The organism is Mesorhizobium sp. P2_A8 (assembly GCF_056404935.1).
The window spans coordinates 1-23,760 of sequence record NZ_JBFUDB010000013.1; the positions used below are offsets into that span (position 1 = coordinate 1).

The following is a 23,760-nucleotide window of genomic DNA, read 5'->3' on the forward strand; positions in this document are numbered from 1 at the left end:
CAGGCACTGACAAGGGTGGCCGCTGCCGAGTGAGGCGGCTTTCAAAGCTAAAGCCAGGGAGCCAAGCTGGAACGCACCCGATCGGGCTGCGCAACCCCGACCAGCTGAAGCCCGATCGGGCGCTCATGTCGGCGCCAAGAAGCGCGTCACTGTCGCGTTTCTAAATTGCTGCGCCCCCGCCCCGCGAATTGCCCCTTTGCGACATTTCTACTTTGCTGGCAGCACGACATTCGAACTTGGTTGCAACATGAGTTGTAGCAGGGTGCGTTCTATCTTGAAGCGCGACTTGGCAATCGGCGTCGATCGCAAACCTAAGTGCCCCGAACAAATGGCCTACGTGTGTCCATTGATCCAACGCCTGTGATCAACGATCGGCCGCGGAGATGCAGGTGCTCACGCCGTTTTCGCTCAGTCCCTGCAAGCTCCGACGGAACACCTCGACTGTACGATCCACTACGTCCCGCTTCCACGCGACGTCGTCGCAATAGTATGCGTCGCGCATTTCCTGCTTAATCCTTCGCTTCAGACGCTCGTCGTACGGCGCCTTGGCATGCAACCAGTGGTCTCCTCGGAGAGCGGTCAAGACCTGCCCTACCTCAACCGTGCCAAATTCAAGGGTTACGCAGGTGCATTCCACGGAGGGGAGCGTTTCCGAGACAGCGACGGCGCTGTAGCCGGTGATTTCCGCCGAGGAAGACGAACCATTTTCTGCGGTTGTTACCTCGCCTCGATACCAGGTCTGAGCTCGCTGGTATTCTGGATCTAAAGGACCACGTTCGAACTGAATTTCACCATACCCGCGAGGGCCAAGCCCACTGTGGATGTCGATGACACCCACGCGTCTTCGCTGGGAAGCATGCTGGGATAGCAGCAGCAGCCATAGCGAATTCGAAAAAGCAGGCGATCGGCCCCCATAGAAAAGTCCGTCGGCGAACTCGTATTGACCCCGCGTCACTGCCGAAATGAAATTGTCATATCCGTTAGTCTCTTCGTAAAGGCGGAGCGCGCGCTCTGCGGCGTCGCGAGAGGGCCCTTCCCAACATTCCGGGAGAAGGCTTGCGTGCAATTTGCGGTACTCATCGTTTCTTGGAAACGGCTTGCCGTGGTCGATGAAATTTCGATTGAGGTCAACGTTGTCCTCGTTCACTCGCCTGAGATGTGCGAAACCATAGGGGTTAAGCGCATGGACCAACATTATTGCAGTGTCGCTCCTTCGCTCCTTGACGATCCCCTGCTCCAAAAGACCTACAAGGCTTCCTGATCCGCAAAACCCTTCAATGCCATGTAGTCCTGTCAGAACGACCACCAAGTTCGGCAGGGACGCGTCCCCCAGAGTGGCAACATCGGTTGACAAGATTTCGTCGCTGGGTCCGCGGCCGGGATGGCGAAACTCGGCAAGTGCGGCCCCCGCTTGCGTAGCGGCATCACGGAACTTCAGCCTTGCTTGCTGATAGTCGGCCGAGAAACAGTTCTCTAAATTTGACATCACACTCGACTCCAGTGCCGATGCCCCACGCGCGGCTTAGGGAAAATTCGGGAAAAGGAAGCTTGGCCTGATCTGGTAGACTACAGTTCGCGTCGCCTTCCTAGCGTGGCGCGGAATTGAAATAGCGATCCAGGTACCGCGTCAGTATTACCCCGGGGATACTGATCGTCAGAAACAGCAGCCCGACCAATGTAATGGGTTCGAGATAGCGGTAGTAGATGTTTGCCTCTTGTCGCGCCACACCCATAACCTCCATGAGAGAAATCACTGACAAGATGGGAGTCTCCTTGAACATGGCGATGAAGTAATTGGCTAGAGCCGGTATCATCGGTGGAATGGCCTGGGGCAAAATTATCTGCCACCAAGTGTGCCAGGATGACAGGTTGCAAGCTTTCGCAGCATCCCATTGGCCCCGCGCGACATTGTCGATGCCACCGCGATAGACCTCAGATGTGTATGCAGCATAGTGCAAGCCAAGACCGAAAACTCCGCAAATGAGTGGAGACAGGGTAATGCCCCAATCCGGAAGAATATAGTATAAGAAATACAACTGAACGAGCAGTGGCGTCCGTCGAATGAACTCCACGAAAAACCTGGTCGGGCGCCGTAGGGCGGTGCTTTGAACGCGTTGACCGAAGGCGAAAAGCAAACCAAGCGTCATCGCGAGAACCGAGCCAAGCAGCGTGGCTTCGATCGTGACCAACAAGCCAGCCAACATGTCCGGCAGGATTTTTCCAACGAATTGCCAGTCCCAAGTCATGAGGTCAGGGTTTCCAGCTTCGGTCGAGGCCAAGGTTGACGCGCCGCTCCAGGCTTCGCGTGCCCCACGCGATCAGAGAAGCCAAAATGAAATACATGATGAGGATTGAGATGTATGGGCCTGCTGTCCGGCCGGTCTGCATTCGTACGATTTGAGCGTTGAAGGTCATGTCCGCGAGCGATATGAGCGAAACAACTGACGTTGCCTTCAGGAGTTCAATTCCTGCATTGCCGAGAGCTGGCAGCATGATCACGAAGGCCTGCGGCAAGACGATGTGCCTCATCGACTGAATGCGGCTGAGATTCAAGGCAACCGCCGCTTCCAACTGGTCTTTCGGCACTGCGCGCACGGCTGCCCGAACGACTTCGGCTGCATAGGCTCCCACGTTCAGTCCGATCGCCAGCGAGCCCGCCTGGAAAGGAGAAAGGCGGACGTCAAACAGTGGCAATGCGAAATAGACCCAAAAAAGCTGAACGATCACGGATGTACCGCGGAAGAGTTCAATGTAGGCGGTGCTAACCCAGCGAATTAGCGCAACGCGCGACAACCTGCCCAAACCGGCGAGCAGCGCCGCTGGCAGAGCGACAAGGCTACCTGAGATTGTAATTTCTACTGTCACCCACGCACCTTGAAGGATGAGTAGGAAGTAACCGAACCCTTGATCGAACAACCACATTGAGAACATGCCTTCGCTGGTTCTGCCTGGGTCAACCAGCCGTCAACAGCCAGTCAAAGACGCTGGCCGGCCGCTATGATCTTCTTCAAGAACGCTTTTGTCCTTTCGCAGGACGGCTCGCGGAAGATCTTGTCGGGTGTACCCTCTTCGACGATTGAGCCTGCGTCCATAAAAACCACACGGTCAGCGAAATCATGGGCAAAGCTCATCTCATGTGTGACGAGCAACATCGTCACATCCGTCTCTTTTCCCAGTTTGGTGATCACGGCGAGCACCTCCTCAACGAGTTCCGGGTCCAGGGCGGACGTAATTTCGTCGAACAGAAGAATCTGCGGCTTTAGTGCCAGCGCCCGTGCGATGCCGACCCGCTGTTTCTGCCCTCCAGACAATGCTGCTGGACGTTCGTTCGCCTTGTCCTCAAGCCCGACCATCTTAAGCAGATCTAGGCCGGCTCGTCGCGCCTCTGCCGGGCTGCTCTGTTTGGTCAGGATTGGTGCCAGGGTGACGTTTTCCAGAACCGTCTTATGGGGAAAGAGGTTGAAGTGCTGAAACACCATTCCCAGCTGGCTTCGCATGCGGCTCAAATGCCGACTTGACGCTGCTTGCTTCAAGCCGTTTCTCACCTCTGAGAATACCGATTGTCCTCCAACAAGTACCTCGCCGCCGTCAATATTCTCCAGCGTCATCAGGATCCGCAGCACGGTGGTCTTGCCCGAGCCCGAAGGCCCGATCAATGCCAGTCGTTCTCCGCTCTGCACAGAGAACGACAGGTCATTGAGGACGGGTTTCCCGCCATAGTGCTTGCGGACGCCCCGAAACTCCACGGCAGGGTTCGTCATACCGGATCCTTGCATTTTGCGTCCAACTAAACGGATATGCGCTCAAGACCCGCTACGGTGGCGTCCAACGTGTCGTTGCTGGACGCCACCAATCAGCGAGACTTCATTTCGAGGCGGAGCACAAAGCAGCGGTCGTTTGGCCCTCTCGCAGGGCTACATGCGCTGTCAGACCATACTTTGCCATGATCTCTGCATACCGGCCGTTGGCGACGATCTTCGCGAGCCCTTGGTTGTAGACGTCGCGGAGCGCTACGTCCTCCTTATTGAATGCGGCGGCGCCACAGCCGATCGGAGTGCCCTTGACAGGAAAGACAACTGCCAAGTTGGCATCCGCACTCTGCTTTTGCAAAGCCTCTAAGGAACCATCCGGCAATGCGAAGAGGTCAATTCGGTCGTCTTGAAGCATCTTAACCGCGCTAACGCCGTCAGGGAAGATGACCATGTTCTGGGGCGAAATGCCGGCATCAGTCGCAAGTTTCTGCTCAGAGCAGCCGCCACAGACGCCTATGCGAAGGTTCGCATCTGCGACATCCTTGTAGCTTTGAATTTTCCCCAGAAGGGTCTTCTTCATCATGAAGCCTTCGGAATTGCAAACAACCGGCTCCGAGTAGACTACCTGCTCGCAACGGGCAGGCTTGATGATTAGAGCACCTGACGAGATGATATCGACACGGCGGGCCTGGAGCGCCGGGATCATTGCGCCGTAGTCCATTACTTGCGCTGAATAATTGGCGATGCCGGTTGCCGCGAGCGCCTCACGATCAATGTCAGGCCCGATGCCTGAGAGCGCGCCGTCCGAACCCACGATCATCCACGGCGCCTCGTTCGCAACGCCTGAGGTGATTGTGCCCTTCTGCTTGAGCGCGCTGATTACATCCTCGGCTTTGGCTGCCCCAATGCCCATCGACGTGAGCACAAGAACGGCAGTTCCGGCCAGCACCCGCAACGTGCGTCCGTGAGAAATGAGATTGAAGAAGTTTTTCATGTTCGTTCCCCTTTGTTTTCATTTTTGAGGTGACTACGCGCCGCATCGAAGTCGGCGGTCAAAGCTTTAAGCGGCATGTCTGCTGCGTGCCTGCAACGCCGGTTGTGCGCACGACCTTCGCTTTGCCGACTGTCCTCACATTTCCAGCAGGGCCTATGCATGTCAATTACCAAATTGGTATGATCCAATCGACCGCAGAGGTCACACCGCCTCTTTTCCCACCGATTTCAATTGTTTGCCGTCAGCGGCGACTGCTTCGATCTGATTGCGAGATCTCGCCGACGGGATCAACTGTCGTTCAAACAGGTGGCAAGCCCGGCTCAGGGTCGCTGGCTAGGAGCTGCGACAACGTCTCGACGCCGCGCTTGAAATCATCATCGTCGCGAACAGAATCGCCGATGGTCAGCCTGACCGCGTGTGGGTCGGCCTCCCGACCGACGATGAAAGGATCCGGTCCTGTGACCAAAACACCCTTCCGTCTCGCCTCTTCGACGAAAGGACCGGTGCGCCAGAGCCCAGGCAGGGGCAACCAGACGTGTAGCGATGTCGGATGGGTATTTTTTTCAACATCTGTTAGAGCCCGACCGAGGATCTTGTGGCGCTGCGCCAGCTTCTGTCTCTGCCAGGCAATCAATTCCGCGGTCGTCCCATCGGAAAGCCACCTGCAACTGATCTCGGCGACGAAAGAATTCGACATCCAACCTGTCGTCCTTAGCCGTGAAACCGCTCTCGAGACCAACTCCTCGGGGACGAGCAGATAACCGGTTCTAAGGGAATGCATTACGCTCTTGGAAAAGCTCGTCGCATAGCATGTCCGCTCTGGAGCGAGCGCGGCCATGGGAGGCGGCTTCTTCTCGACAAGCGGACCGAAGACATCATCCTCGATGATCCAGACGTTGAACTTTCTCGCGATTGCAGCGATGGCGCGACGGCGGTCCTCGTCCATAAAACTGGCGGTTGGATTGTTAAGGGTTGGGGTGAGGCAAAGGGCGCTTACCCGTTCGCGGCCGCACAGGGCGGCAAACGCGTCCGGAAGTACGCCGGCCTGGTCGCTCGCCAACCCGCGCAGCTGGAGCTTGAGGATGGTGGACGAAGTGATGACGCTGCTGTCCACCAGATGATCGCTAGCAATCACATCTCCTGGCTCCGTCACAGATGCAAGCGCGACCCAAAGGCCATGTTGGCAGCCATTCGTGATCAATATCGTTTCTGCGGAAGCCTTTAGGCCCAAGGTCTTCACCCAATCCGCGCCCAAGCTTCGATGGTGGTGCAATCCCACGATCGGCCTGTGGGAGAGCAGGGATTCAAGCTCCCGCGATTTCGATAGGGCCGCCAGCATATCTCGAAGAGCCGGGACATGCTTCTCGCCGACGATTGGCGCCATGGTCGAGAAGTCCAAAACGTCTTCTTCTCTTTTGTCGACGATTGAGCCAGGTACCTTGTCCAGATTGGCGTACCGAACGTAGGTGCCGCGCCCGACCTCCCCGGATACGAGACCCCGGCGCTCGAGTTCGGCATAGGCACGAAAGACGGTCTGAACACTGACGCCCATTCGAAACGACAGGTCGCGCTGGGGAGGCAGTCTTTCCCCCGGCCGAAGCTCGCCGGAAGCGATCGCGGCAGCGATGGCGTCCGCCATCGCCTGGTACCTCGCGCCCGCTGATGAGGACAGTACCGGCTTCCAGGTCCAACGCATGCTCGCTCCCTCTTCGCCAAATAATGAGATGATCCAATACAGCAATTGACATGGTCACCAAGCGTCGTATCACCTGTGCCGCGAAAAGCAAAGTGAGCCACCATGCCCCAGTTCGGATTAGACGAATACGCGCGGCGCCTTGCGAAAACCAAGGAAGAGATGATGCAGCGACGGATCGAGGTGCTGCTCATCACCTCGCCGGAGAATATGAATTATCTGACGGGCTACGACGCTTGGTCGTTCTATACGCACCAGATGGTCATCGTCGCGCTCGATCATCAGCCGGTTTGGGTGGGCCGTGGCATCGATGTTCCATGTGCGACCAGCACGGCCTATCTGCCGTCCAGCGATGTGATTGGATACCCCGACCACTATGTTCAGTCGACGGAGCGACATCCAATGGAGTTCGTCGCTCAAGAGCTTGACCGAAGAGGACTCGGGAACCGCGTCGTTGGCGTCGAAATGGACAACTACTACTTTACCGCGCGATGCTTCGAGCGGCTGCAGGCCTCGCTGCCCAAATGCACGTTCAAGGACGGCTCGAACCTGGTCAACTGGGTCCGCATCGTCAAGTCGGAGGCTGAGGTCGAGCTCATCAAACAGGCGGCCGTCATAGCGGACCTCGCGATGAGAGTTGGAATCGACGCCATCAGGCCGGACATCAGGCAATGCGACCTGGCTGCGCGGATCATGCAGGCCCAGATCACCGGGACAGAGTCATTCGGAGGTGCAGTGCCGGGCGGGTTGGTCATGGGGATCGGTCCCCGCGCGGACGCCCCTCACCTTTCCTGGACCGACGATCCCGTCGGCCATAACGTTGTGACGAACATCGAACTCGGCGGCTGTCGGGCTCGCTATCATGCCGGTCTGGCAAGAAGTGTTTATTTGGGCACTCCACCCGAGCAATTGCGCCAACTTGCTGCCGTTGTGCGAGAAGGAATGGAGTCTGTGCTCGCCGCCATCGCACCGGGACGGGTATGCTCGGAAATTGAGGAGGTCTGGCGCAGCGTGATTTCGCGGCACGGTCTGACCAAACCATCTCGGATCGGCTATTCCATTGGCCTGGGCTATCCGCCCGATTGGGGTGAGCACACAGCGAGCCTGCGACCAGGCGATACAACCGAACTTCAGCCCAACATGGTTTTTCACGTCATTCTTGGGATGTGGCAAGGTGAACTCAGCTTTGTCCTGAGCGAGACCATTCGCGTGATGGATAAGGGCTACGAATCTTTTTCCCGAATGCCGCGTGAATTGTTCGTCGTCTCCTAAAGGGATCGTTTTCTTGACTTCGAGCCGGGCACTAAATCCGCTAGGGCTACTTCGCCTCGACGAGCCAAAACCAGGGGCCTGTCCGTCCCGGTGTTTGGGCGAGGAGGGAATTTTCGCACAGGGTATGATCGAGGAGATTGTTAAAGGGGTATCGGTACCCGACATCATTCACGATCTCTCCCATGTGCGGGATGCTTATCTCAAAGCCGCTCGCCGGCTGAAGGATCGCGGATGCTCCGCGATTATCTCGAACTGCGGGTATTCGGTTTTATATCACGACCTAATCAGAGAGACCGTCGGCCTCCCCACCGTGACGTCCAGCCTGCTGCTTCTACCGGTTGTCGCTGCTATCACACCTGCGACGCAGAAGATTGCAATCATCTGCTTTGACTCGACAGCGTTGTCTGACGCGCATTTGCGTGCCGCGTGGCCTGAATTGCAGGCAGACAGGATTATCAAGGCTGGGATTGAGGGAACGGAAGCGTGGCGACACATAAACCGCCCCGATGCCATTTACGACTGGGATCTGATAGGCGCCACCCTGGGCCGACTTTGCGAAAGCGCGTTGCGCAGCGAAAATCTTGGCGCGATCATCGTCGAATGCTGCGCGTTTTCGCCGTTTGTTCCCAAGATCCAGAGTCTGCTTCAACGGCCCACCTTTGACATCATTTCTGCAGCACATGCGTCGTTGTCGCCGTCATGATCACTCGAAGCACTAAGCCGCTTTCAATTCCCACCGGTGCAGGACTCGGGGTCGAAGCGACGGCTTTCATTGCCGAAAGAAAGTTCAGAGTCTTTGGAGATTCCGGTTCGGCAAGCCGCAAACCGGCACTTTTTGCGGACGCCAGATGGTACCCGTTTTCATCGCTTGAGTTGTTGGCTGCGGAACAGCGCCCCTGGTCTGCCCAACGCAATATCGCCAAGTCGCATTTCATAACAACTCACTATGGGAGAGACGGATAATGAAAGTACTTTGTTTATGGTACGCATCTGAAGATGAGAAGCGGGCAATTAAATCAATGCTGCCTGATGGAACAGAAGTTATCGCCCCGGAGGGGGAATACCTTTCTCGGTTCGATTGTGCACTAGATGACGTGAAACATTTGGCGCCTGACGCCGATGCCATCCTTGGCCTCAGCTTACCTGATGGCCTGCTCAAGCTTGCCGAGAAGTTGAAGATCTTCTCTTGGATGCATTCAGGTGTCGACGATCTCGTGACATCGGGGGCCGTTGACCTATTTAAAAAGCGCGGCATAAAACTAGCTAATATCAGCGGCTCTAACGGGGTTGCGGTTGCTGAACATGCTATGATGTTCGTTCTTGCACTCGCGAAGAGGACATTATTTAAGCATCGCGCCATGGATGAAGGTAGGATGATATTTCCTATCTTTGCACAAGACACCCAGTCTTCGATGCTCCATGACCGAACAATTGGCGTCATTGGCGTGGGAAATATCGGCGGACGCATCGCTAAGCATGCCAAAGCATTCGATATGCAGGTTCTTGGCGTTCGGCGTTCTAAGGCTGGCCCGCCGGTGGACTACGTGGACGTCATGCACGGCATCGACGAATTGCACAGTGTTTTGCCGAAATGTGATTACGTCGTTCTTGCGACGCCCGACACTAAAGAAACGCATGGATTCTTTGGAGCTGCTGAACTTGCTGCAATGAAGCCTTCCGCCTATCTGATCAACATTGCTCGTGGAATGCTGATCAAGGAGAAGCCGCTTTATGACGCTTTGACCTCCGGCCAAATTGCCGGCTTTGCAGCTGACGTTTGGTGGCATTACGACTACGGGCGGACCTTCCCAATGACCCCTTGGGGCTCCCGCTTGGGAGTACACAAGCTTCCAAATGTGCTCACTTCAGACGATCAGGCCGCGAACGCGGAAGACGTGCTCCAGCGCAACATCGAATGGGGTACAGAAAACCTGGTTGAATTCTTTGCTGGAAAACCGATGAAGCGGGAGGTCAGCCTAGATCTAGGCTACTGAAGATTCTGCGCTCGTCCTGTCGTAGAGCACGGTTGCGCTTGATACACAGCCAGACATGGATGGGCATTTAGCGTGCCCTCGCCGTTGAGACGCTCGATCGGATGGTCGAGTGGAGCTTGGCGCGATGTTCCTTCGGGAAGGTCATGTAGGCCAGCACGTCGGGCTCGGCGTCGTTTATGATTGTCGCCAGCTTCGGCACCTTCGGGCGGATCTGGTCGGCGACGGCGCGCCATTGGGTGCTGGCGGCTTCCGAGGTCTCTTGGGCAAATGCGGTGGCGATGAAGGCTGAGACGACCCTGCGGCCGCTCTTGCCGGCATGGGCCAGCACGTTCCTCATGAAGTGGACGCGGCAGCGCTGCCATGTCGCGCACAGCACCTTGGTGACGGCGGCCTTGAGGCCTTCGTGCGCATCGGAGACGACGAGCTTGACGCCGCGCAGGCCGCGACGTGTCAGCTCGCGCAGGAACTTCGTCCAGATCGGCTCGGCCTGCGATGTGCTAATCTCCATGCCTAGGACCTCGCACAGGCGCGAGACCTGACTCTTGGAGATGCCGCTCATGCCCATGGCCTTGACCAGGTCGTCAACCGACCGGGTCGAGATGCCTTGCACATAAGCTTCCTGGATGACGGCGGTCAGCGCCTTCTCGGCCATCCGGCGCGGTTCGAGGAAACCCGGGAAGTAGCTTCGCTTCCTGAGCTTCGGGATGCGCAGCTCGACCGTGCCGTCCCGCGTCTCCCAGTCCCGGTCGCGGTAGCCATTGCGCTGGGCGAGCCGCAGCGGGTTCTTCTCGCCATAGCCGGCGCCGGTGGCCGCGCCCACCTCCATTTCCATCAGCCGCTCGGCGGCAAAGCCGATCATCTCCCGCAGCAGATTGGCATCCGGGGTCTTCTCCACGAGCGTGCGCAGGTTCATCATGTCGTCGGTCATCGGTGGTCCTTCCGAAATGTTTGGCGTCAACAACCAAACCCTACCGGAAAGCGCCGACACCGACCCACCGCTCACTCGCTACAACGCTACTAACGGCGCGCTCGTGAGCGGTTTCGTAACCCCACAGCTACACCACCTGATGGGACACGACCCTGGGACATCTTTGTCCCGGTTTGTCATACTTGGGAGAGATGGTCCTCACCCAAACTTCTATCGGTGCGATTCCGCAGGTGCCTCGGCATGTCCTCGGCGGCCATGTTTTGGGCGTAGTCCACATGGGCGGAGCCGGGCGGCCTCACCATAACCAGTTGGCCAGCGGGTCTGCGATTCGGAACAGAAAGAAAGCTGCGGTTCTCACCGACTTGTTTGATACTTGACATCTCAGTGTAGGTGCAGGCCTTTCCAATCCGGCAGTCGGTCAAGATTTACGCCGACGCATCCCTCTAAACTCAAGTGCAACGCCAGGGTACGCGCCCGAGGTAAGACCATATCGGCCTTCGCTCGCCTGTCCTTCGGCGCACTCACTTGTGCGGCATGCAGTAGACTCCCTCGGATTCGATCAGTACCGCGCCACCCTTCAACTCGCTCAGTGCGCCGACCCACGCTTCCGAATAAGTGCGGCTGGCATCCACGGCCGTCAGCCAAAGAACGCGATTGTCGGCCAGTTCGACTTTAACCTCCTGCTGCAAAGGGCTTGCCTGCACGGTCTGTTGATAGTGGCGTTTGATCCGGACATTGCTGGCCGGGAACTCAGCTTCGTTGCTGCCATAGTTCAACACAAATCCAGTGTGGTCCTCAGCCACCGAGCAACTGCCATCACGCTCACACACGATCTTGGCGGCGGTCTTGCAATCCCATTTCAGTGAAGCGGGCCACATAGGATTGTCCACGCTTGAGCGCGGCTTGTCGCCCTGACCAGCCGCCGTCAACACAGCGCCGGTGTTCAAAATCACAGTGGACAGGAAAAGCGCCTTGAACACTACAAACCTCCCTGAATTCCGACCCCATAGCACCTCGTCCTGCGTGATCGCCTGGCTCATGGCATGTTGAGATTGAACCAGCTTTTCTCGCGCACGCCGTTCGCATCATCATACTCGATGGACCAGGGCTTTCCGCGCATCGGTCGAGGGATGGTGTAGTAGGTGGGGCCATTACCAAGGGAATGCCCTTGGTCGTTCCCCGCGGTCTGGATTTTTGCCGCAACCACCTTACCGTCGATTTCGATTTGGACCTGTCGTAATCCGTCTCCACGATTCCCGCCAAGGCCGCCGTTTTTGACAACGACGGGCAACGAGAGCCTATCGGCCGCGATGCGGCAGATGTTCAGTTCTTGACCTAAGCCCGACCGATCGGATTCGGAGCTGCCAACTGCTTGCCAGCCAGACGGACAATCCTCATACTTCTCAAATCTCGCCGCGCTTGAGTTGGCTTGCGGACAGGTCGGCCAATTAAAACCCGGGGCTTCCATCGCCGCAATCAACTTGTAAATTGGCGGGTGGCACGAGGGGGTACCCTGCCAATCGCCGGAAAGACATAGGAGGACCTGACAGCCCCATTCCGCCGCTTTTGATTGGGATGGAAGAGCTGCGGCGCCCGCGATGGCGACGGCACCCCCCAGTAGGAATTTGAGTATAGTCATAGCCTTTTCCTCGCTGCGGATTTGACAGTTTACTATGGATGATCCGCGCGGAAAAGGACAGGTCGAAAAGGCAGGTTTGTGCGACTACATCGATTTATGAAACGAGACGACGGAGGCGTGGTCAACAACCCGTTGCGCGCCAACATTGCTCTGACGCTTGAGCGGGAGAGAGCCAGACGCGGCCTGTCTCATATGCACATGGCCGAATTGTTTCGGACCGCCGAGGGCGAAAAACTCGCCTACCGAACCTATATTCAGACTGTGCGTCAGAAAAATAATGTCACATTGACGACGCTGCAGGTCATGGCAAACGGCTTGCAATTGTCTTTTGCGGGACTGCTCGCCGGCGATAAGAAAGTTCCGGAATGGGCGCATCGGTTGGACGACAATGCGATCCGCAAGCGGCTGGCGCACATCATCGATTTTGAGCGGCAAAGACGTACTTTGCACCGCTATGAGATGGCCGAACTAATCGGGGTGGCGGAGGCGACATTCACGAAACTGGAACGCGCGAGCGGCAATATCAGCGTGGACACCATTGCGGCGATCGCCAAGGCGTTGAAACTTGATCCAGCGACCTTCCTCTTTTCCGAAAAGATCCCGCCTGGCGGAGCCGACATCTAGCCGCCTGACGAGTGTTCCTAAAGGGCCTGTAATACGCCCCCAGCCGGCGACCGTTCCCATGCCCCTGCCCGTCAGGCCCACGGCCGAATTTAGACTAGCACCCCGCCGCGGCTGTCGAGCCGCTGCTGTCATCGTCGGCTGCTAGCCTGTTGCAGCGGCGGGGATGATAAGGGACTTTAACAAATGGACGACTGTGCCGGCGTCGGGAATTCTGCTGATGAAGAGCTTCCTCTTGAGGGTCGAAACCATATGAGAACAAGCCGTCAAACCTAGCCCGGTGTGATTGCCGGAGCGTGAAGAGTAGAATGTCGCGACTTTGCCGGTGTCACGCCTGCACCGTTGTCGGCCAATTCCAGGGGTCGGTTCAGGTAGGGGGCGACCCAGATTCATCGCTTTAGTGTCGTGATGCCCACCAGAGAATTTGCTGGTGAACTGACCGGCCAACGCCAAACTCATGCTTGCCGGGCAGACTTGTCAGCACGCGACAGAAAGCGCTTCAAGCACAAACCGGCCAACAAAATGTATGGCGGCATGGCGAGCGAATAATGACCACAGTTTAATTCCAAAATATTTGGCCTAGCTCCGGCGTCCTTCAGCCTCTGCATGAACCTCTCCGATAGCTCTGGCAACACCACTTTGTCTCTCTTAGCCAACACAACGTGAAGACCGAGATCAGGCCGTGCCAAACTATCTGCGTAATTCTCCAAGTTAAGTGGACCCCAAGCCCTTCTGAGCTCGGTCAGCTTAATCGCTGGCTCGAGACTAGCACGTATCAATCGTGTCGCGCGACCCGTCCAAACCATATCCGCTAGACTCCCCGCCGTGAGAAACAACGAGGCTTTCGACACAGCCGAGTCGTGCGCCGCGAGAAGGCCCGCAACCCAGGAGCCTAAGCTCATACCGAGAACTGAAATCTCTCGATAGCCTTCGATCTTCAACCAACGTATGAGCTTTCGCCCATCTAACACTGCCTGCCTTACAGATTGAATCGTTCGACCGAGATTAGGGCTAAGCATATAGTCAGCGTGCGCGGAGCCGGGACGGCTGCGCTCGAAGTGATAAGGCATAGCGATCTCGACAACCGTGATGCCACGCTGCGAGAAAAAGTTTGCAATCTGTCGATTCCGGGAGCTTGCATTCCAATGGTGAAAAATCACCATCGCCTGATCGAACGACCCGCTTTCTGTGATTTTCGCCGAGACGACATTGTTCTGTTCGATATCAGTAGAAATGTCCGATGGAAATTTGAGCCACCCATCTAGTCTTTCAAACCCCTGATCACTCACATTCGGGTAATCGAAAAAGGCTCGATCAGCCACGGCCTGGTCCGCAAAGGCACAGAACTCCTCGATACTTGTTATCTTCTTCGCACCTGGAAAGGCGAGTTCCGCGTCAAGGGCGAAATCCGATGGCTTCTTCCCTTCCTCACCGCGCCGCGCCCGCCGCTCATCCCAACGATCAAGCCAACTATGATACACTCTGATTGTTTCCTAACTTACTCGCTTGCCCTCGCCCCAACCCTGGATCAAACAGGCTGTACATTGAGAACAGCAGTCCAACCCCCAGAAGGATGGAAAAGCCAGCAAATGCATCGATCAGCAAGTAGCTAGCCACGAGTAACGCTACAATCGCTGACATCCTCCACACAGACATATAAAGCCGACGTTCGACACCTAAACGGATGGAGCTGTACACAAATACCACACAAGTCGAAATAGCGATAAGAAGGCTACTGTAATGGGTCGGCCTACGGTAGATGATCCCGGCGCCCACATCGTTGCGCCCATCAAAGGCGGAAGACATATCGCCGACCAGCCAAGACACAATATTCTCTCCACGCGATGTCAGGTAAGCACTCTGGAGCTTCATGACTATGGCGATCAGAAGTCCCAAAACAGTACACCGAAAAATCGCACGCATAACCCTGAGGCTGGCTTCATGGAGCTTGTGCTGATAGTCCACCTCCAGCCGATTACTCGCTGCCTCTCCAATACTCCAAAGATCATGGGTCACCGTATAAAGCAAAATCAGGCCTACGAAGAACAGATAAAAACAGAGGCACATATACAGGTAAGCGAGCCCCGTGAACACGACCGCTTCCGGCACCGATATAACCTCAGGGCGCACAATCGCTAACGAGCCCCAATCCGTCGCATAGTTGCTACCCCCTTTTAGCAACGGGATTAAAGACACGCCGATCCACTGAAGAAGACCGGCGAACACCACACAAATCAAAAAAACCGCCCAATATGAATACGAAGAAGCTTGTACGGTGCGCGCCCAGGCATCATCGCTTTCCATTTTGTCGCCCTGCGTCACAAGCTTTGGGCGGCCTTCATCTTTCCAAAAGGTCACCAGCTCGGTCACGAAGGCAAAAAACAGTGGCAAAAATACCATGAAGACGAATGTCCAATTCGCTGTCCAAAGAAACCCAACCTGCTTGACGACGCCATCCGCCCGGCCATACGTCACGCTGTGAATCCCCGTAAGATACGACAAAAACCCAAGAGCGGTGACACCCGCAAACACCGACGCTGGTAAATTCAGGGGAGATCCGCGACTAAAAAACGCCTCCGATTTCCTCGCCAAACTAAAGCGCCGGCTCGGCCCCTTGGGGTCAGTATCCAGTATCAGCTCTACCGGGGAGTCTGTCTCGTCATCGATGGTCGCAGTCACTGCCGTATCTGGAAGCTCCTGCGCAACGCTGCTTCCGGCTCTCTTCCATTCTCGTCTCTTGGCCGATAACCGCGATTGCGCCTCACTAAGCTCCATCTGCCATTCGCTAGTTGCGACCGGATCATCGCATCCAAAAATCCTCGCCAGCCAACGAATGTTGGCAGTGCTAATTCCCTTCTCGTTCTCTTGAAACCAAAGCTGCACCGTTCGCAGATCGACTCCAACCCGGTTGGAATCAATCAGTGAAATCGCCTCTGCAAGGAGTTCGGGCGTCCATGGGCCAGCAGGAAACCCGTCTTTGTCCAACAGTCGACCCGCACCCGCCGCCGCCAGTCGTTTGAATAACTCTTTGAAATCACTCCCGTCTCTCGGCGGAGGGAGAAATAACTTTCCGTTCTTAAACAACAACTTATAGGCTCTAGTTTCGTTCCGTTTCGCTAGGCTTCGTATCCTATCGTGCCTTCGTCCTCAATCAACGTTTTTATCAAGTCGATTTTGGCCGGCACGGGAGACGATCGATGACTGGTGACCCGCTGGAGAGGCTGAACACGGTTGTTGTGGGGGGATTTTTCGCAAACCGCCGGCCAAGGCACTGAGCTGCCCGGATCGGTCGCGATCGCACGAGCGAAAAGTAGGGGAAGCCAGGGCTTCGGGAGCCTGAGAAGCAGAGGGATGAAGCCATCCCTATTTTTCTCGCCTCCCCAGGTATCATTTACGAATTGTCATGAGCGTGGAGCCAATCGATGCCCATTCAAGTGGTCTGTAACAACGGAGTGGTGGAAGAGGCCGACGGGGTCCCGAATCTGATCGCGGCGCATCGTCAAGCAGTCGCCATGGTTGAACGTCTCGGCAAGCGATGGATGGGGGCCGAAGGGCCGGACGCGACCCTGACCGGCCGGCGATTGGATTCGGTCATGGCGGAAGAGGTTATCGCGCGTCGGCGCGCGGCCGCTGCGCCGGTGGCCGATGTCGTTGAGATGAAAATGAAGGCAGCTTATTTCTGTCGGTTGTTGGGGAACGACTGGTGCGAGATTGACGTCGACGATTTGCGCGCGTTGCTCGGTTCTTTCGTGAAACTGCAGGCCTAGGAGAAGAGCGCTGAAATCCATGAGGCCACGGTATTCCAGGCCGCATAGAGCCCTGCAGGCACCAAGATGATTGCCAAGAACGCCGCGGCTCCGCCAATAGCGCCGTCACCGCGTCCTTCCACGGGATAGTAATATTTGTGCGCCTCATCGTCGTGCTTCATTCTTGTCTCTCCGGCCGCTTATTTAGCAGCAGCTGAACAGGATGCTGAAACGTCGTGCCCCACAAACCTGCACGTTTCATCTTAGCGTTGATTTCCGCGACGAGGTAGTTCTCATTGACGGCTTTGCCCTTTGCTGTCGTTGCGGCAAACGCGTATCCGGTCGCTATGAGCGCGGTGCCGACGTCGATTGTGTCGCCATTCAGCTGCGCACCGCACACGACAAAGGCCGCCTTGTCGAGGGCGTAGCCGATTGGCTGGCATGTCACCGCCGCGCTATCGAACAGTGCTGCCAGATGCGCCAGCGAGATGTTCCCGCAATCGAGTTTGTTCCCATTTGGCTGTTCAGCCGACGTGCCGCGAAGACATGACTGCACGCCATAGAGGCGGAAAAGATGGTCGCCGTCACGCCAGGTATCTCCAGTCAGCAGTTGAGCCGATTTCGATACCGCGAAGGGCGTTTGCGCAGCAGATTCGGATGCATCCTGGGCCTGTGCCGATGCGCACAAACCAAAAGCGGCCAGCACTGCAAAGCGCGCCTGTTTCATTCCTGGAACTGTCCACCGAGGTCGGCGGAGTGCTCCAGATCGGGGCGCAGCGACTTGCCGTCCTTGTTGCGTCCGATTGCGGCCATGCCCAAGAAAACCATTTCGTCATCGTCGTAGGCGACGTTGTACGGGTCGTTTGTATTGCCCGCACCCACGAGAGAAAAACACGACACGGCGTCGGGTTCCCCCTTCCTGCTCTGCAGCACAAGCGTTTTGCAAAGCACGACAGAAGCACGATGGTTGTAGATTCCTTCTTCATAGTCCTGCGCGGCCTTCGTGCAGTCCCACGCCTGCGTCTTGTAGGTAATCTTTGGATTTGGGCAGGCGGCAAGGCCGCGCAGTCGATAGGCCACGCCGTTGATGACGCGCTCGGTCGCCGACGACGCCTTAACCGGCGAACTGAGGGTCGCCGCGTCGCGCTGAAAGAGCGCGCCTTTGGCATCGTAGCGCTCATAGACGAACACCTTCTTGCCCGGCTTGGCAAACTGGAGCAGGTAGTGTTCCGACGGCTGCGCGAAGGCATTTGGAGCGTCGGCGTCGGCAGCATAAGCCGCGGTGCCCTGGAGCAGCAAAGCCGTGCAAAGGGCAATCTGTTTCATCGAAATCCGTCCCTGCGGTGCATATGGTGTTGACACTTTACTAGGGCTGAGTGTAGCCATAGTAAAGTGTTAAATTTTGGCGACAGTATGAACACTCGAACAGCTCTTCTGTTGACCCTTTGCGCTGCTACAATGCCCTTGGAAGCGCACGGCCGGGATCTGGCATCAGACCGCGTCGCAGTCGCCTTTGCAACGCCGGCGCAAGCCCTTGCCTCAGTCGGGGCGCAAAGGCCGGGGGCCTGCAAGACCGGAAATCGCGCAGAGGTCTCCCAGCTCGTGCGCTCAATCGCGCAAGACGAAGGCTTCGACGCCGATCTGGCCGAGGCGATTGCATGGGCTGAGAGCGATCTCGGCGCCAGTCAGGGTCCGTCCAAGGTCGGAGCCCTTGGGATCATGCAGTTGATGCCGGGCACGGCGGCCGATCTCGGCGTGAGCGACCGTTGCGATACGCAGGCGAATGTTCGGGCTGGCCTGCGCTACCTGAAGTCACTCTATGACGAGTTCCAGGATCCGCTGCTGATGCTGGCGGCATATAACGCCGGGCCCAACAGCGTCTACAAGGCGCAGGGCATTCCGGTGAATCCGGAGACAGCGGAATACATCGTGAAGATACTGAACCGCTGGAAGTTCGGCGGTGTCGTGAAGAAGTCCGCCCTGACCAAATCCGAAATGCTCGCGACCCCTCCGCCAGCAAGTGAGGACGCTTGGCAGGACGGTCATGTCATGGATTTCGGCAACTGAAAGGAGCCAAGGGTGGAATACAGGAAAGCAGGCAAATTTGCTCTGAAACTCGCCCTGGCCTCGGCCGTCGGAATAGCGCTCGCGCCGGCGACCGCTTACGCCCAATCGGCGGCGCCAGTCGAAAACGTGCTGGAGTGGTTCGTCGGCGTTCTGCAGGGCAACATAGCGCGCTCATTCGCCATCATCGCGGTCTGTTTTCTCGGCTTCCTCGCCATGACGGGGCGCCTGGCGTGGATGATGGCTTTTTCCATCATCATTGGCATCGCTCTGATATTTGGCGCTGCCCAGCTGGTGGACGCAGTTCGCGCGACGGCAGGAGGCAGCTGAGCCATGGACGACGAGGAAGTCTATGTCGAGCCGGTCAGCCTGCCCCTGACACGCCCACCGATGAAATGGGGGGTGCGCTATGAAGTTTTTGCACTGAACGGCATCCTGGCGGTGATCGGCTTTATCGCCACGAGCAGCTTCATGCTCGGTCTTGGCGTGTTCGGCGTGGTGCATCTGGTCAGCGCCTATCTGTGCCAGCGCGATCCCTACATCTTTCATATTTTCGAGCGGCGCGTCTCCAAACGCGGAGCGGTGGCGAACCTCACTTTCTGGGGGGCGAGGAGCTATTCGCCATGAGCCTCGATGCAGACCTGAAATTTGGCCGTGAGCGCCGCCGCGAAAAGCCGGCTGCGATGCACATCCCCTACCTTCGCCATGTCGATGACAATCTGATCGTGACGAAGAGCGGCTTTCTGGTCGGCGTCATCCAGCTAAGCGGCCTGCCCTTCCAGACGATGGATCAGGCCGAATTGAACAGCCGACTGTTCAACCGCAACACCACCTTCCGCAACCTGTCGACATCTCGCTTTGCGGTCTACACAACCATCATCCGCCGCCACGTGACGCCGGAGATCGAAGGCGACTTCGACAATCCTTTCGTGGCCGAACTCGATGCCCGCTACATGGATGGGCTTGGGTCGAAGAACCTTTTCGTCAACGAGGCGTATCTGACGGTCATACGGCGCCCGATGGTCGGCCGGGTCGGCTGGGTGGACAAGGCGCTCAATGCATTCCGCATCAGCACCGCCGGCGAAGAAACCCGCGAAGAGGCAATAGTCGAACTGCATGACATCCTCGACGGCATGGTCAAGGATTTCACCGCTTATGGGGGGCGTCTTCTTGGTGTCGTGAAGCGCCGCGACAGCTTCTTTTCCGAGCCCGCCGAATTTCTGGCGAAAATCCTCGCCGGTGGTGGCGATGTGGAAATGCCTTTGCCGCGCATGTCCCTTGGCGATGTGCTGGCGACGCGGCAGCTGTTTTTCGGCAAGTCGGCGCTGGAACTTCGCGGTCCGGACCAAGGCAAGCTCGGCGCCATGGTATCGATCAAGGAATATCCGCCGTTCACCGCGCCGGGCTCTTTGGACGGTCTGTTGCGACTGCCGCATGAGTTTGTCCTGACGCAAAGTTTCGCGATCGAAGACCGTGTCACGGCGATGCGCAGGATCAACACTATCGCCAACCAGGTCGAGGGTTCCGACGAGGCGGGCACGACGGTCGAGGTCTCCGTCCACGACGGTGCCGACAAGCTGGCCGGTGGCGAAGTCGTATTCGGACAACATCACATGAGCGTCATGGCATTGGCGCCGGACATGACTGGTCTCAATCGTGCGCTATCCGACATCACGGCCGAACTTTCGCGCATGTCGATCGTGCCGGTCCGCGAGACACTGAACACGGAACTGGCCTTCTGGGCGCAGTTGCCGGGAAATTTCAGCTACATCGCGCGACGTGCGTTGATCTCGTCGCTTAACTTCGCCGGCCTTTTCTCCGGACACAATTTCCCCTCCGGCCAACGTGAGCGGCTGCACTGGAAACGGCCCATCGCTTTGCTCGAAACGACCAGCCAGACGGCATACTATTTCAATTTCCACGTTCACGATGTCGGGCACTTCACGGTGTTCGGCCCGACCGGATCGGGCAAGACCGTGGTGCTGTCGTTCCTGATGGCGCAGGCCATGCGCATCATGCCGCGGCCGCGATGTGTTTATTTTGACTATATGCGCGGTGCTGAAATTTTCGTTCGGGCGCTCGGCGGTCGCTACGAGGTGATGGAACCTTCCCAGCCGACCGGGTTCGCGCCATTGCAGCTTGATGACACGGCAGAAAACCGTTCTTTCCTGGAAGATTTGCTCCTCTACATTCTGAGCCCGGAAGGCGGCACGCTTGATGTGGCGGAGATGCGCGTCATCAACGCCGCCGTCGACATGATCTACAAGATCCCGCGCGAACAGCGCACCTTCGACCTGCTACCCGAAGTGCTGCGCGGCTCGCTCATGCCCGGCATGAACGATCTGGCCGCACGGATACAGCCCTGGCTCGACCCGAAGGACAAAGGCTGGCTTTTCAACAATCCCGTCGATCTCATCGATTTTTCGAAGCCGGTTGTCGGGTTCGATATGACCAAGATCCTGAGTGACCGAAAGCTGCGTTCGGCGGCGTTGCTGTACATCTTCCACCGTCTTGAAGAAGTCATTGATGGCTCGCCGATCATGCTCTTCCTCGATGAAGGCTGGAAGCTGCTGGACGACGAGGTTTTCGCCGCTTTCATCAATGAGACGCTGAAGACCATTCGTCGCCGCAACGGCGTGGTCGGCTTTGGAACGCAGACGGCGGAAGACGTCGTCAATTCCTCCATCTCGTCGTCACTGATCGAGCAAACGAAGACCAATATTTTCTTCCCCAACCCCAAGGCGAGCAAGGAGTCCTACATGGAGCGCTTCTCGCTGACAGCGAAGGAATTCGAGTTCGTGCGCCGAACCGCGAAGGAAACACGCACCTTCCTCGTCAAGCACGACAGCGACTCGATCGTAGCGAAGCTCGATTTGTCGGCAATGCCCGATCTCATCAAGGTGTTGTCCTCGAACGAGGCCAACAGCAAGGAATGTGCACGCCTGCGGGAAACCTTCGGCGACGAGCCGGAGATGTGGTTGCCGTACTTCTGCGGATGGGAGGACGAGCATGACGAAGCGGCTTAGCAGCTTTTGTCTGGCCGTGGCGCTCGCGACAGCGGGAAGCATGACCGTGGCTGTCGCTCAGATCGCGGTCATCGACGGGCCGAATCTCGACAAGCGGCAAGAGGACGAACAGCACAGCACAACGTCAGACGAAGCCAAGAAGGACGAAACCGACAAGAAGAAAAGCGTCGTCTGCACCTATTCGAACAAATACCGCTCACAAATGTTTCACCGGTCGCCTGCCGAAGCGTTGCAGCGTGACGCAGGCAACGTAAAGTTAATCCGCTACTACGCGCAAAAATACGGCGTGCCCGAAGGCCTGGCGCTGTCCGTTGCCTATCAGGAATCGCGCTTCGACACATGCGCCGGGAGCCACACCGGCGTCAAAGGCGTCATGCAGCTGACCAAGGGCACTGGCAAGTCCATAGGACTGGACCGCGACGTGAACGAGCAGAATGTCGAAGGCGGCGTCAAATATCTCGGAATGGGCGTGAAGCAATGCGGCGCGACGAGTTACAGCTGTCTTGCCTCCTTCTACAACGGATCGAACGCAGGCGAGCAGAACCAGTGGGCCGGCGGTGTCGGCCGCTGGAACAGCTACTTCAATGACTATGTATCGAGCGGCAAGGCTCCGGCCGCCGCACCGCCACCCTTCTCGATCGTAACCGCCGACGGGGCGGGCGGCTCGGCCCAGAACGACGCCATGGGCGCGGTGAGGAAGGCGGCCGGCGGTCTCGACGCAAGCGAATCGCAGATGGGCGCCAACGTCACGGCAATCGACGCGCTGTCGGGTTCTGTTGGCCAGGTGAGCGAATACAAGGACGCCTGGGAGCTCAACTCGTCGGCTCGGGGGATCAACGCCGATGTCACCAACCAGTACCTCGCCCAGGCGGGAGATTTTACGGCGTTGCTGGCCCAACTTCTATCGTTGCAGAACGTTCAGGCCTCGCAGTCGTCCAAGCTGGTGCAACAGCCGAACAGCGGCTCTCCAAACCCGTTCTCTTGTGATCCCGCGGAATTGGAGCGGTTGAGGATCGATCGCGGCCGGTGGCTACCATGCGCACTTGAGAACGCGGCGGCAAGCTCGGCCGACAGCAGCTCGATCATCATCACCAGCGATCCTGCCGGCGCTGCCAGCGTGATCAATTCTCTACAGCAATAGGAGGCTGACATGAAGAAATTCGCGATTGCTGCCAGTCTGGCGCTTTGGGCAAGCACGGCCCACGCACAGATTGCCGTCATCGATGGCGCCAATCTCGATGTCGCCCGCAAGAATGCGGAAAACACCAACTCCATCATGGATTCCAACAAGGATATCCTGAAAAAGAGCGAGGAGATCCTGCAGACTCTCAGCGGCAGTCGTGACGGTTCGCTCGGCATCGGACAAATGGGCCTCGGCGGCAACATGTCGATTGCCCAGGCGCCGTCGTTCGGTTCGATCCTGAATGGCGGCGCGCTTTCGTTTGGTGGCCTGTCGCCCGAAATCCAGAAAATCGCCGGCGCCGTCATCAATGGGCTGCAGCTGGTGAAGCAGCTGCAGCAGATTGCCGGCAAGGAGACAAGCGCCGTCAACACAGCCTATGGCGGCAGCGTCAACGTGGCCTCGCTGCTAAGCGCGCTGACTTCGCAGGCCTCGCAGGGCGTCACCCAGCGCCAACAGTCCCTGCAGTCCGCGAGTGGGCAGATCGGGCAGTCGCAGGACGTCAAGGGATCGGTGGACCAGAACACGCGAATGCAGCTGGAAAATGCGCGCGCGGTCAACGAATTGATCGGTGTCCAGAACGGCGCGGTCGCGGCCCTGAATGAGAAGCTGAAGGGGGACCTTCTTCGCCAGAGCCAGGTCCAGAAGATGATGACACCGCGCAACGTCAATCCGTTCGCGGAATTTGGCAAGAGCGGAGGCTAGCGCTTGTCGAGGCGAGTGCTGCGCATATGCGCTGTAATTGGGCTCGGCGCAGTGCTGTTTGGATGCGCAAATCGCGAACGGAAAGCGCCGTGCGGGCCTTTGGCGTATGCCCGCACGGACGAATGCGGCGTGCTAAAACCGGTCAA

Annotated in this window: 24 protein-coding genes and 1 pseudogene; 11 read left to right on the forward strand and 14 right to left on the reverse strand. The window is 57.5% G+C overall.

What is annotated here, in order from left to right; translation table 11 throughout:
• Positions 1–364: 364 nt before the first annotated feature.
• The 6 genes from AC1D10_RS32080 to ehuR form a co-directional block, all read right to left on the reverse strand.
• Positions 365–1,486: a M14 family metallopeptidase gene (locus tag AC1D10_RS32080; protein WP_477278813.1), complete on the reverse strand. Its 1,122-nt coding sequence runs from the start codon at positions 1,484–1,486 to the stop codon at positions 365–367.
• A gap of 100 nt (positions 1,487–1,586) precedes the next feature.
• Positions 1,587–2,246 carry an ectoine/hydroxyectoine ABC transporter permease subunit EhuD gene (gene ehuD, locus AC1D10_RS32085; RefSeq protein ID WP_477279063.1) on the reverse strand — a complete coding sequence of 220 codons (660 nt, stop codon included), beginning with the start codon at positions 2,244–2,246 and terminating at the stop codon, positions 1,587–1,589.
• Between the two features lie 4 nt (positions 2,247–2,250).
• Entirely contained in the window at positions 2,251–2,922 is a 672-nt protein-coding gene (gene ehuC / locus AC1D10_RS32090) for an ectoine/hydroxyectoine ABC transporter permease subunit EhuC (RefSeq protein WP_477278814.1), read from the reverse strand.
• A 53-nt stretch (positions 2,923–2,975) separates the two neighbouring features.
• A complete protein-coding gene (gene ehuA, locus AC1D10_RS32095) occupies positions 2,976–3,761 on the reverse strand; it encodes an ectoine/hydroxyectoine ABC transporter ATP-binding protein EhuA (RefSeq protein ID WP_477278815.1) in 786 nt (261 codons plus the stop codon).
• Between the two features lie 103 nt (positions 3,762–3,864).
• Positions 3,865–4,746, reverse strand: coding sequence for an ectoine/hydroxyectoine ABC transporter substrate-binding protein EhuB (gene ehuB, locus AC1D10_RS32100; RefSeq protein WP_477278816.1), 882 nt, complete (start codon positions 4,744–4,746; stop codon positions 3,865–3,867).
• A 298-nt stretch (positions 4,747–5,044) separates the two neighbouring features.
• Positions 5,045–6,442: a MocR-like ectoine utilization transcription factor EhuR gene (ehuR, locus tag AC1D10_RS32105; protein WP_477278817.1), complete on the reverse strand. Its 1,398-nt coding sequence runs from the start codon at positions 6,440–6,442 to the stop codon at positions 5,045–5,047.
• Positions 6,443–6,544: 102 nt separating this feature from the next.
• Between ehuR and AC1D10_RS32110 the strand changes: the two genes are divergently transcribed.
• From AC1D10_RS32110 to AC1D10_RS32120, 3 genes are all read left to right on the forward strand, one after another.
• Positions 6,545–7,711, forward strand: coding sequence for a M24 family metallopeptidase (locus AC1D10_RS32110; protein ID WP_477278818.1), 1,167 nt, complete (start codon positions 6,545–6,547; stop codon positions 7,709–7,711).
• 124 nt (positions 7,712–7,835) lie between these two features.
• The gene (locus AC1D10_RS32115) at positions 7,836–8,414 is read left to right on the forward strand and encodes an aspartate/glutamate racemase family protein (protein WP_477278819.1); all 579 of its coding nucleotides are present in this window, start codon (positions 7,836–7,838) and stop codon (positions 8,412–8,414) included.
• A 259-nt stretch (positions 8,415–8,673) separates the two neighbouring features.
• Positions 8,674–9,705 (forward strand): NAD(P)-dependent oxidoreductase, encoded by a 1,032-nt coding sequence (locus tag AC1D10_RS32120; protein WP_477278820.1) that lies wholly within the window; start codon positions 8,674–8,676, stop codon positions 9,703–9,705.
• Between the two features lie 77 nt (positions 9,706–9,782).
• On the opposite strand, the pseudogene AC1D10_RS32125 reads toward AC1D10_RS32120, so the two are convergent.
• The 3 genes and pseudogenes from AC1D10_RS32125 to AC1D10_RS32135 form a co-directional block, all read right to left on the reverse strand.
• Positions 9,783–10,633, reverse strand: a pseudogene (locus AC1D10_RS32125) (transposase); the annotation flags it as partial.
• A gap of 521 nt (positions 10,634–11,154) precedes the next feature.
• The gene (locus tag AC1D10_RS32130) at positions 11,155–11,613 is read right to left on the reverse strand and encodes a hypothetical protein (protein WP_477278821.1); all 459 of its coding nucleotides are present in this window, start codon (positions 11,611–11,613) and stop codon (positions 11,155–11,157) included.
• Positions 11,614–11,669: 56 nt separating this feature from the next.
• Complete coding sequence (locus tag AC1D10_RS32135; protein WP_477278822.1) at positions 11,670–12,272, reverse strand: hypothetical protein; 603 nt, start codon at positions 12,270–12,272, stop codon at positions 11,670–11,672.
• Between the two features lie 96 nt (positions 12,273–12,368).
• On the opposite strand from AC1D10_RS32135, the gene AC1D10_RS32140 reads away from it, so the two are divergent.
• Positions 12,369–12,896 carry a helix-turn-helix domain-containing protein gene (locus AC1D10_RS32140; RefSeq protein WP_477278823.1) on the forward strand — a complete coding sequence of 176 codons (528 nt, stop codon included), beginning with the start codon at positions 12,369–12,371 and terminating at the stop codon, positions 12,894–12,896.
• A 452-nt stretch (positions 12,897–13,348) separates the two neighbouring features.
• Here AC1D10_RS32140 and AC1D10_RS32145 read toward each other — a convergent pair whose 3' ends face one another.
• On the reverse strand, positions 13,349–14,374 hold the full coding sequence (locus AC1D10_RS32145) for an RcgR family putative quorum lactone hydrolase (protein WP_477278824.1): 1,026 nt from the start codon (positions 14,372–14,374) through the stop codon (positions 13,349–13,351).
• Positions 14,364–15,977 (reverse strand): RcgA family putative transporter, encoded by a 1,614-nt coding sequence (locus AC1D10_RS32150; protein ID WP_477279065.1) that lies wholly within the window; start codon positions 15,975–15,977, stop codon positions 14,364–14,366. Before AC1D10_RS32150 ends, AC1D10_RS32145 begins: the two co-directional genes overlap by 11 nt.
• Positions 15,978–16,315: 338 nt before the next feature.
• Between AC1D10_RS32150 and AC1D10_RS32155 the strand changes: the two genes are divergently transcribed.
• Positions 16,316–16,660, forward strand: a complete 345-nt coding sequence (locus AC1D10_RS32155) for a hypothetical protein (RefSeq protein WP_127385701.1) — start codon at positions 16,316–16,318, stop codon at positions 16,658–16,660.
• On the opposite strand, the gene AC1D10_RS32160 is transcribed toward AC1D10_RS32155, so the two are convergent.
• From AC1D10_RS32160 to AC1D10_RS32170, 3 genes are read right to left on the reverse strand one after another with little or no spacing between them, the layout of a single operon-like run.
• A complete protein-coding gene (locus tag AC1D10_RS32160; protein WP_164753924.1) occupies positions 16,657–16,821 on the reverse strand; it encodes a hypothetical protein in 165 nt (54 codons plus the stop codon). The genes AC1D10_RS32155 and AC1D10_RS32160 overlap by 4 nt on opposite strands.
• The gene (locus AC1D10_RS32165) at positions 16,818–17,366 is read right to left on the reverse strand and encodes a thermonuclease family protein (protein ID WP_477278825.1); all 549 of its coding nucleotides are present in this window, start codon (positions 17,364–17,366) and stop codon (positions 16,818–16,820) included. The genes AC1D10_RS32160 and AC1D10_RS32165 overlap by 4 nt, the downstream gene beginning before the upstream one ends.
• The gene (locus AC1D10_RS32170; RefSeq protein ID WP_477278826.1) at positions 17,363–17,965 is read right to left on the reverse strand and encodes a hypothetical protein; all 603 of its coding nucleotides are present in this window, start codon (positions 17,963–17,965) and stop codon (positions 17,363–17,365) included. The genes AC1D10_RS32165 and AC1D10_RS32170 overlap by 4 nt, the downstream gene beginning before the upstream one ends.
• 132 nt (positions 17,966–18,097) lie before the next feature.
• Between AC1D10_RS32170 and AC1D10_RS32175 the strand changes: the two genes are divergently transcribed.
• Genes AC1D10_RS32175 through AC1D10_RS32200 form a run of 6 tightly spaced genes read left to right on the forward strand, consistent with a single transcriptional unit; the run spans position 18,098 to position 23,614 of the window.
• A complete protein-coding gene (locus AC1D10_RS32175; protein WP_477278827.1) occupies positions 18,098–18,706 on the forward strand; it encodes a lytic transglycosylase domain-containing protein in 609 nt (202 codons plus the stop codon).
• Positions 18,707–18,718: 12 nt separating this feature from the next.
• On the forward strand, positions 18,719–19,033 hold the full coding sequence (locus AC1D10_RS32180) for a TrbC/VirB2 family type IV secretion system protein (RefSeq protein ID WP_023720448.1): 315 nt from the start codon (positions 18,719–18,721) through the stop codon (positions 19,031–19,033).
• Positions 19,034–19,036: 3 nt separating this feature from the next.
• On the forward strand, positions 19,037–19,330 hold the full coding sequence (locus AC1D10_RS32185; protein ID WP_006339854.1) for a VirB3 family type IV secretion system protein: 294 nt from the start codon (positions 19,037–19,039) through the stop codon (positions 19,328–19,330).
• A complete protein-coding gene (locus AC1D10_RS32190; protein WP_477278828.1) occupies positions 19,327–21,729 on the forward strand; it encodes a VirB4 family type IV secretion/conjugal transfer ATPase in 2,403 nt (800 codons plus the stop codon). The genes AC1D10_RS32185 and AC1D10_RS32190 overlap by 4 nt, the downstream gene beginning before the upstream one ends.
• A complete protein-coding gene (locus AC1D10_RS32195) occupies positions 21,713–22,870 on the forward strand; it encodes a transglycosylase SLT domain-containing protein (protein WP_477278829.1) in 1,158 nt (385 codons plus the stop codon). Before AC1D10_RS32190 ends, AC1D10_RS32195 begins: the two co-directional genes overlap by 17 nt.
• A gap of 9 nt (positions 22,871–22,879) precedes the next feature.
• On the forward strand, positions 22,880–23,614 hold the full coding sequence (locus tag AC1D10_RS32200; protein WP_477278830.1) for a type IV secretion system protein: 735 nt from the start codon (positions 22,880–22,882) through the stop codon (positions 23,612–23,614).
• Positions 23,615–23,760 lie beyond the last annotated feature (146 nt).

What these genes read in the sequence shown, in the direction of transcription:
- AC1D10_RS32140 (WP_477278823.1), top strand. Translation starts at nt 12,369, where the DNA reads ATGAAACGAGACGACGGAGGCGTGGTCAACAACCCGTTGCGCGCCAAC.
- ehuA (WP_477278815.1), bottom strand. Translation starts at nt 3,761, where the DNA reads ATGACGAACCCTGCCGTGGAGTTTCGGGGCGTCCGCAAGCACTATGGC.
- AC1D10_RS32110 (WP_477278818.1), top strand. Translation starts at nt 6,545, where the DNA reads ATGCCCCAGTTCGGATTAGACGAATACGCGCGGCGCCTTGCGAAAACC.
- AC1D10_RS32200 (WP_477278830.1), top strand. Translation starts at nt 22,880, where the DNA reads ATGAAGAAATTCGCGATTGCTGCCAGTCTGGCGCTTTGGGCAAGCACG.
- AC1D10_RS32115 (WP_477278819.1), top strand. Translation starts at nt 7,836, where the DNA reads ATGATCGAGGAGATTGTTAAAGGGGTATCGGTACCCGACATCATTCAC.
- AC1D10_RS32155 (WP_127385701.1), top strand. Translation starts at nt 16,316, where the DNA reads ATGCCCATTCAAGTGGTCTGTAACAACGGAGTGGTGGAAGAGGCCGAC.
- AC1D10_RS32170 (WP_477278826.1), bottom strand. Translation starts at nt 17,965, where the DNA reads ATGAAACAGATTGCCCTTTGCACGGCTTTGCTGCTCCAGGGCACCGCG.
- AC1D10_RS32175 (WP_477278827.1), top strand. Translation starts at nt 18,098, where the DNA reads ATGCCCTTGGAAGCGCACGGCCGGGATCTGGCATCAGACCGCGTCGCA.
- AC1D10_RS32185 (WP_006339854.1), top strand. Translation starts at nt 19,037, where the DNA reads ATGGACGACGAGGAAGTCTATGTCGAGCCGGTCAGCCTGCCCCTGACA.
- AC1D10_RS32165 (WP_477278825.1), bottom strand. Translation starts at nt 17,366, where the DNA reads ATGAAACAGGCGCGCTTTGCAGTGCTGGCCGCTTTTGGTTTGTGCGCA.
- AC1D10_RS32080 (WP_477278813.1), bottom strand. Translation starts at nt 1,486, where the DNA reads ATGTCAAATTTAGAGAACTGTTTCTCGGCCGACTATCAGCAAGCAAGG.
- AC1D10_RS32135 (WP_477278822.1), bottom strand. Translation starts at nt 12,272, where the DNA reads ATGACTATACTCAAATTCCTACTGGGGGGTGCCGTCGCCATCGCGGGC.
- AC1D10_RS32190 (WP_477278828.1), top strand. Translation starts at nt 19,327, where the DNA reads ATGAGCCTCGATGCAGACCTGAAATTTGGCCGTGAGCGCCGCCGCGAA.
- AC1D10_RS32195 (WP_477278829.1), top strand. Translation starts at nt 21,713, where the DNA reads ATGACGAAGCGGCTTAGCAGCTTTTGTCTGGCCGTGGCGCTCGCGACA.
- ehuD (WP_477279063.1), bottom strand. Translation starts at nt 2,246, where the DNA reads ATGACTTGGGACTGGCAATTCGTTGGAAAAATCCTGCCGGACATGTTG.
- ehuB (WP_477278816.1), bottom strand. Translation starts at nt 4,746, where the DNA reads ATGAAAAACTTCTTCAATCTCATTTCTCACGGACGCACGTTGCGGGTG.
- AC1D10_RS32120 (WP_477278820.1), top strand. Translation starts at nt 8,674, where the DNA reads ATGAAAGTACTTTGTTTATGGTACGCATCTGAAGATGAGAAGCGGGCA.
- ehuC (WP_477278814.1), bottom strand. Translation starts at nt 2,922, where the DNA reads ATGTGGTTGTTCGATCAAGGGTTCGGTTACTTCCTACTCATCCTTCAA.
- ehuR (WP_477278817.1), bottom strand. Translation starts at nt 6,442, where the DNA reads ATGCGTTGGACCTGGAAGCCGGTACTGTCCTCATCAGCGGGCGCGAGG.
- AC1D10_RS32160 (WP_164753924.1), bottom strand. Translation starts at nt 16,821, where the DNA reads ATGAAGCACGACGATGAGGCGCACAAATATTACTATCCCGTGGAAGGA.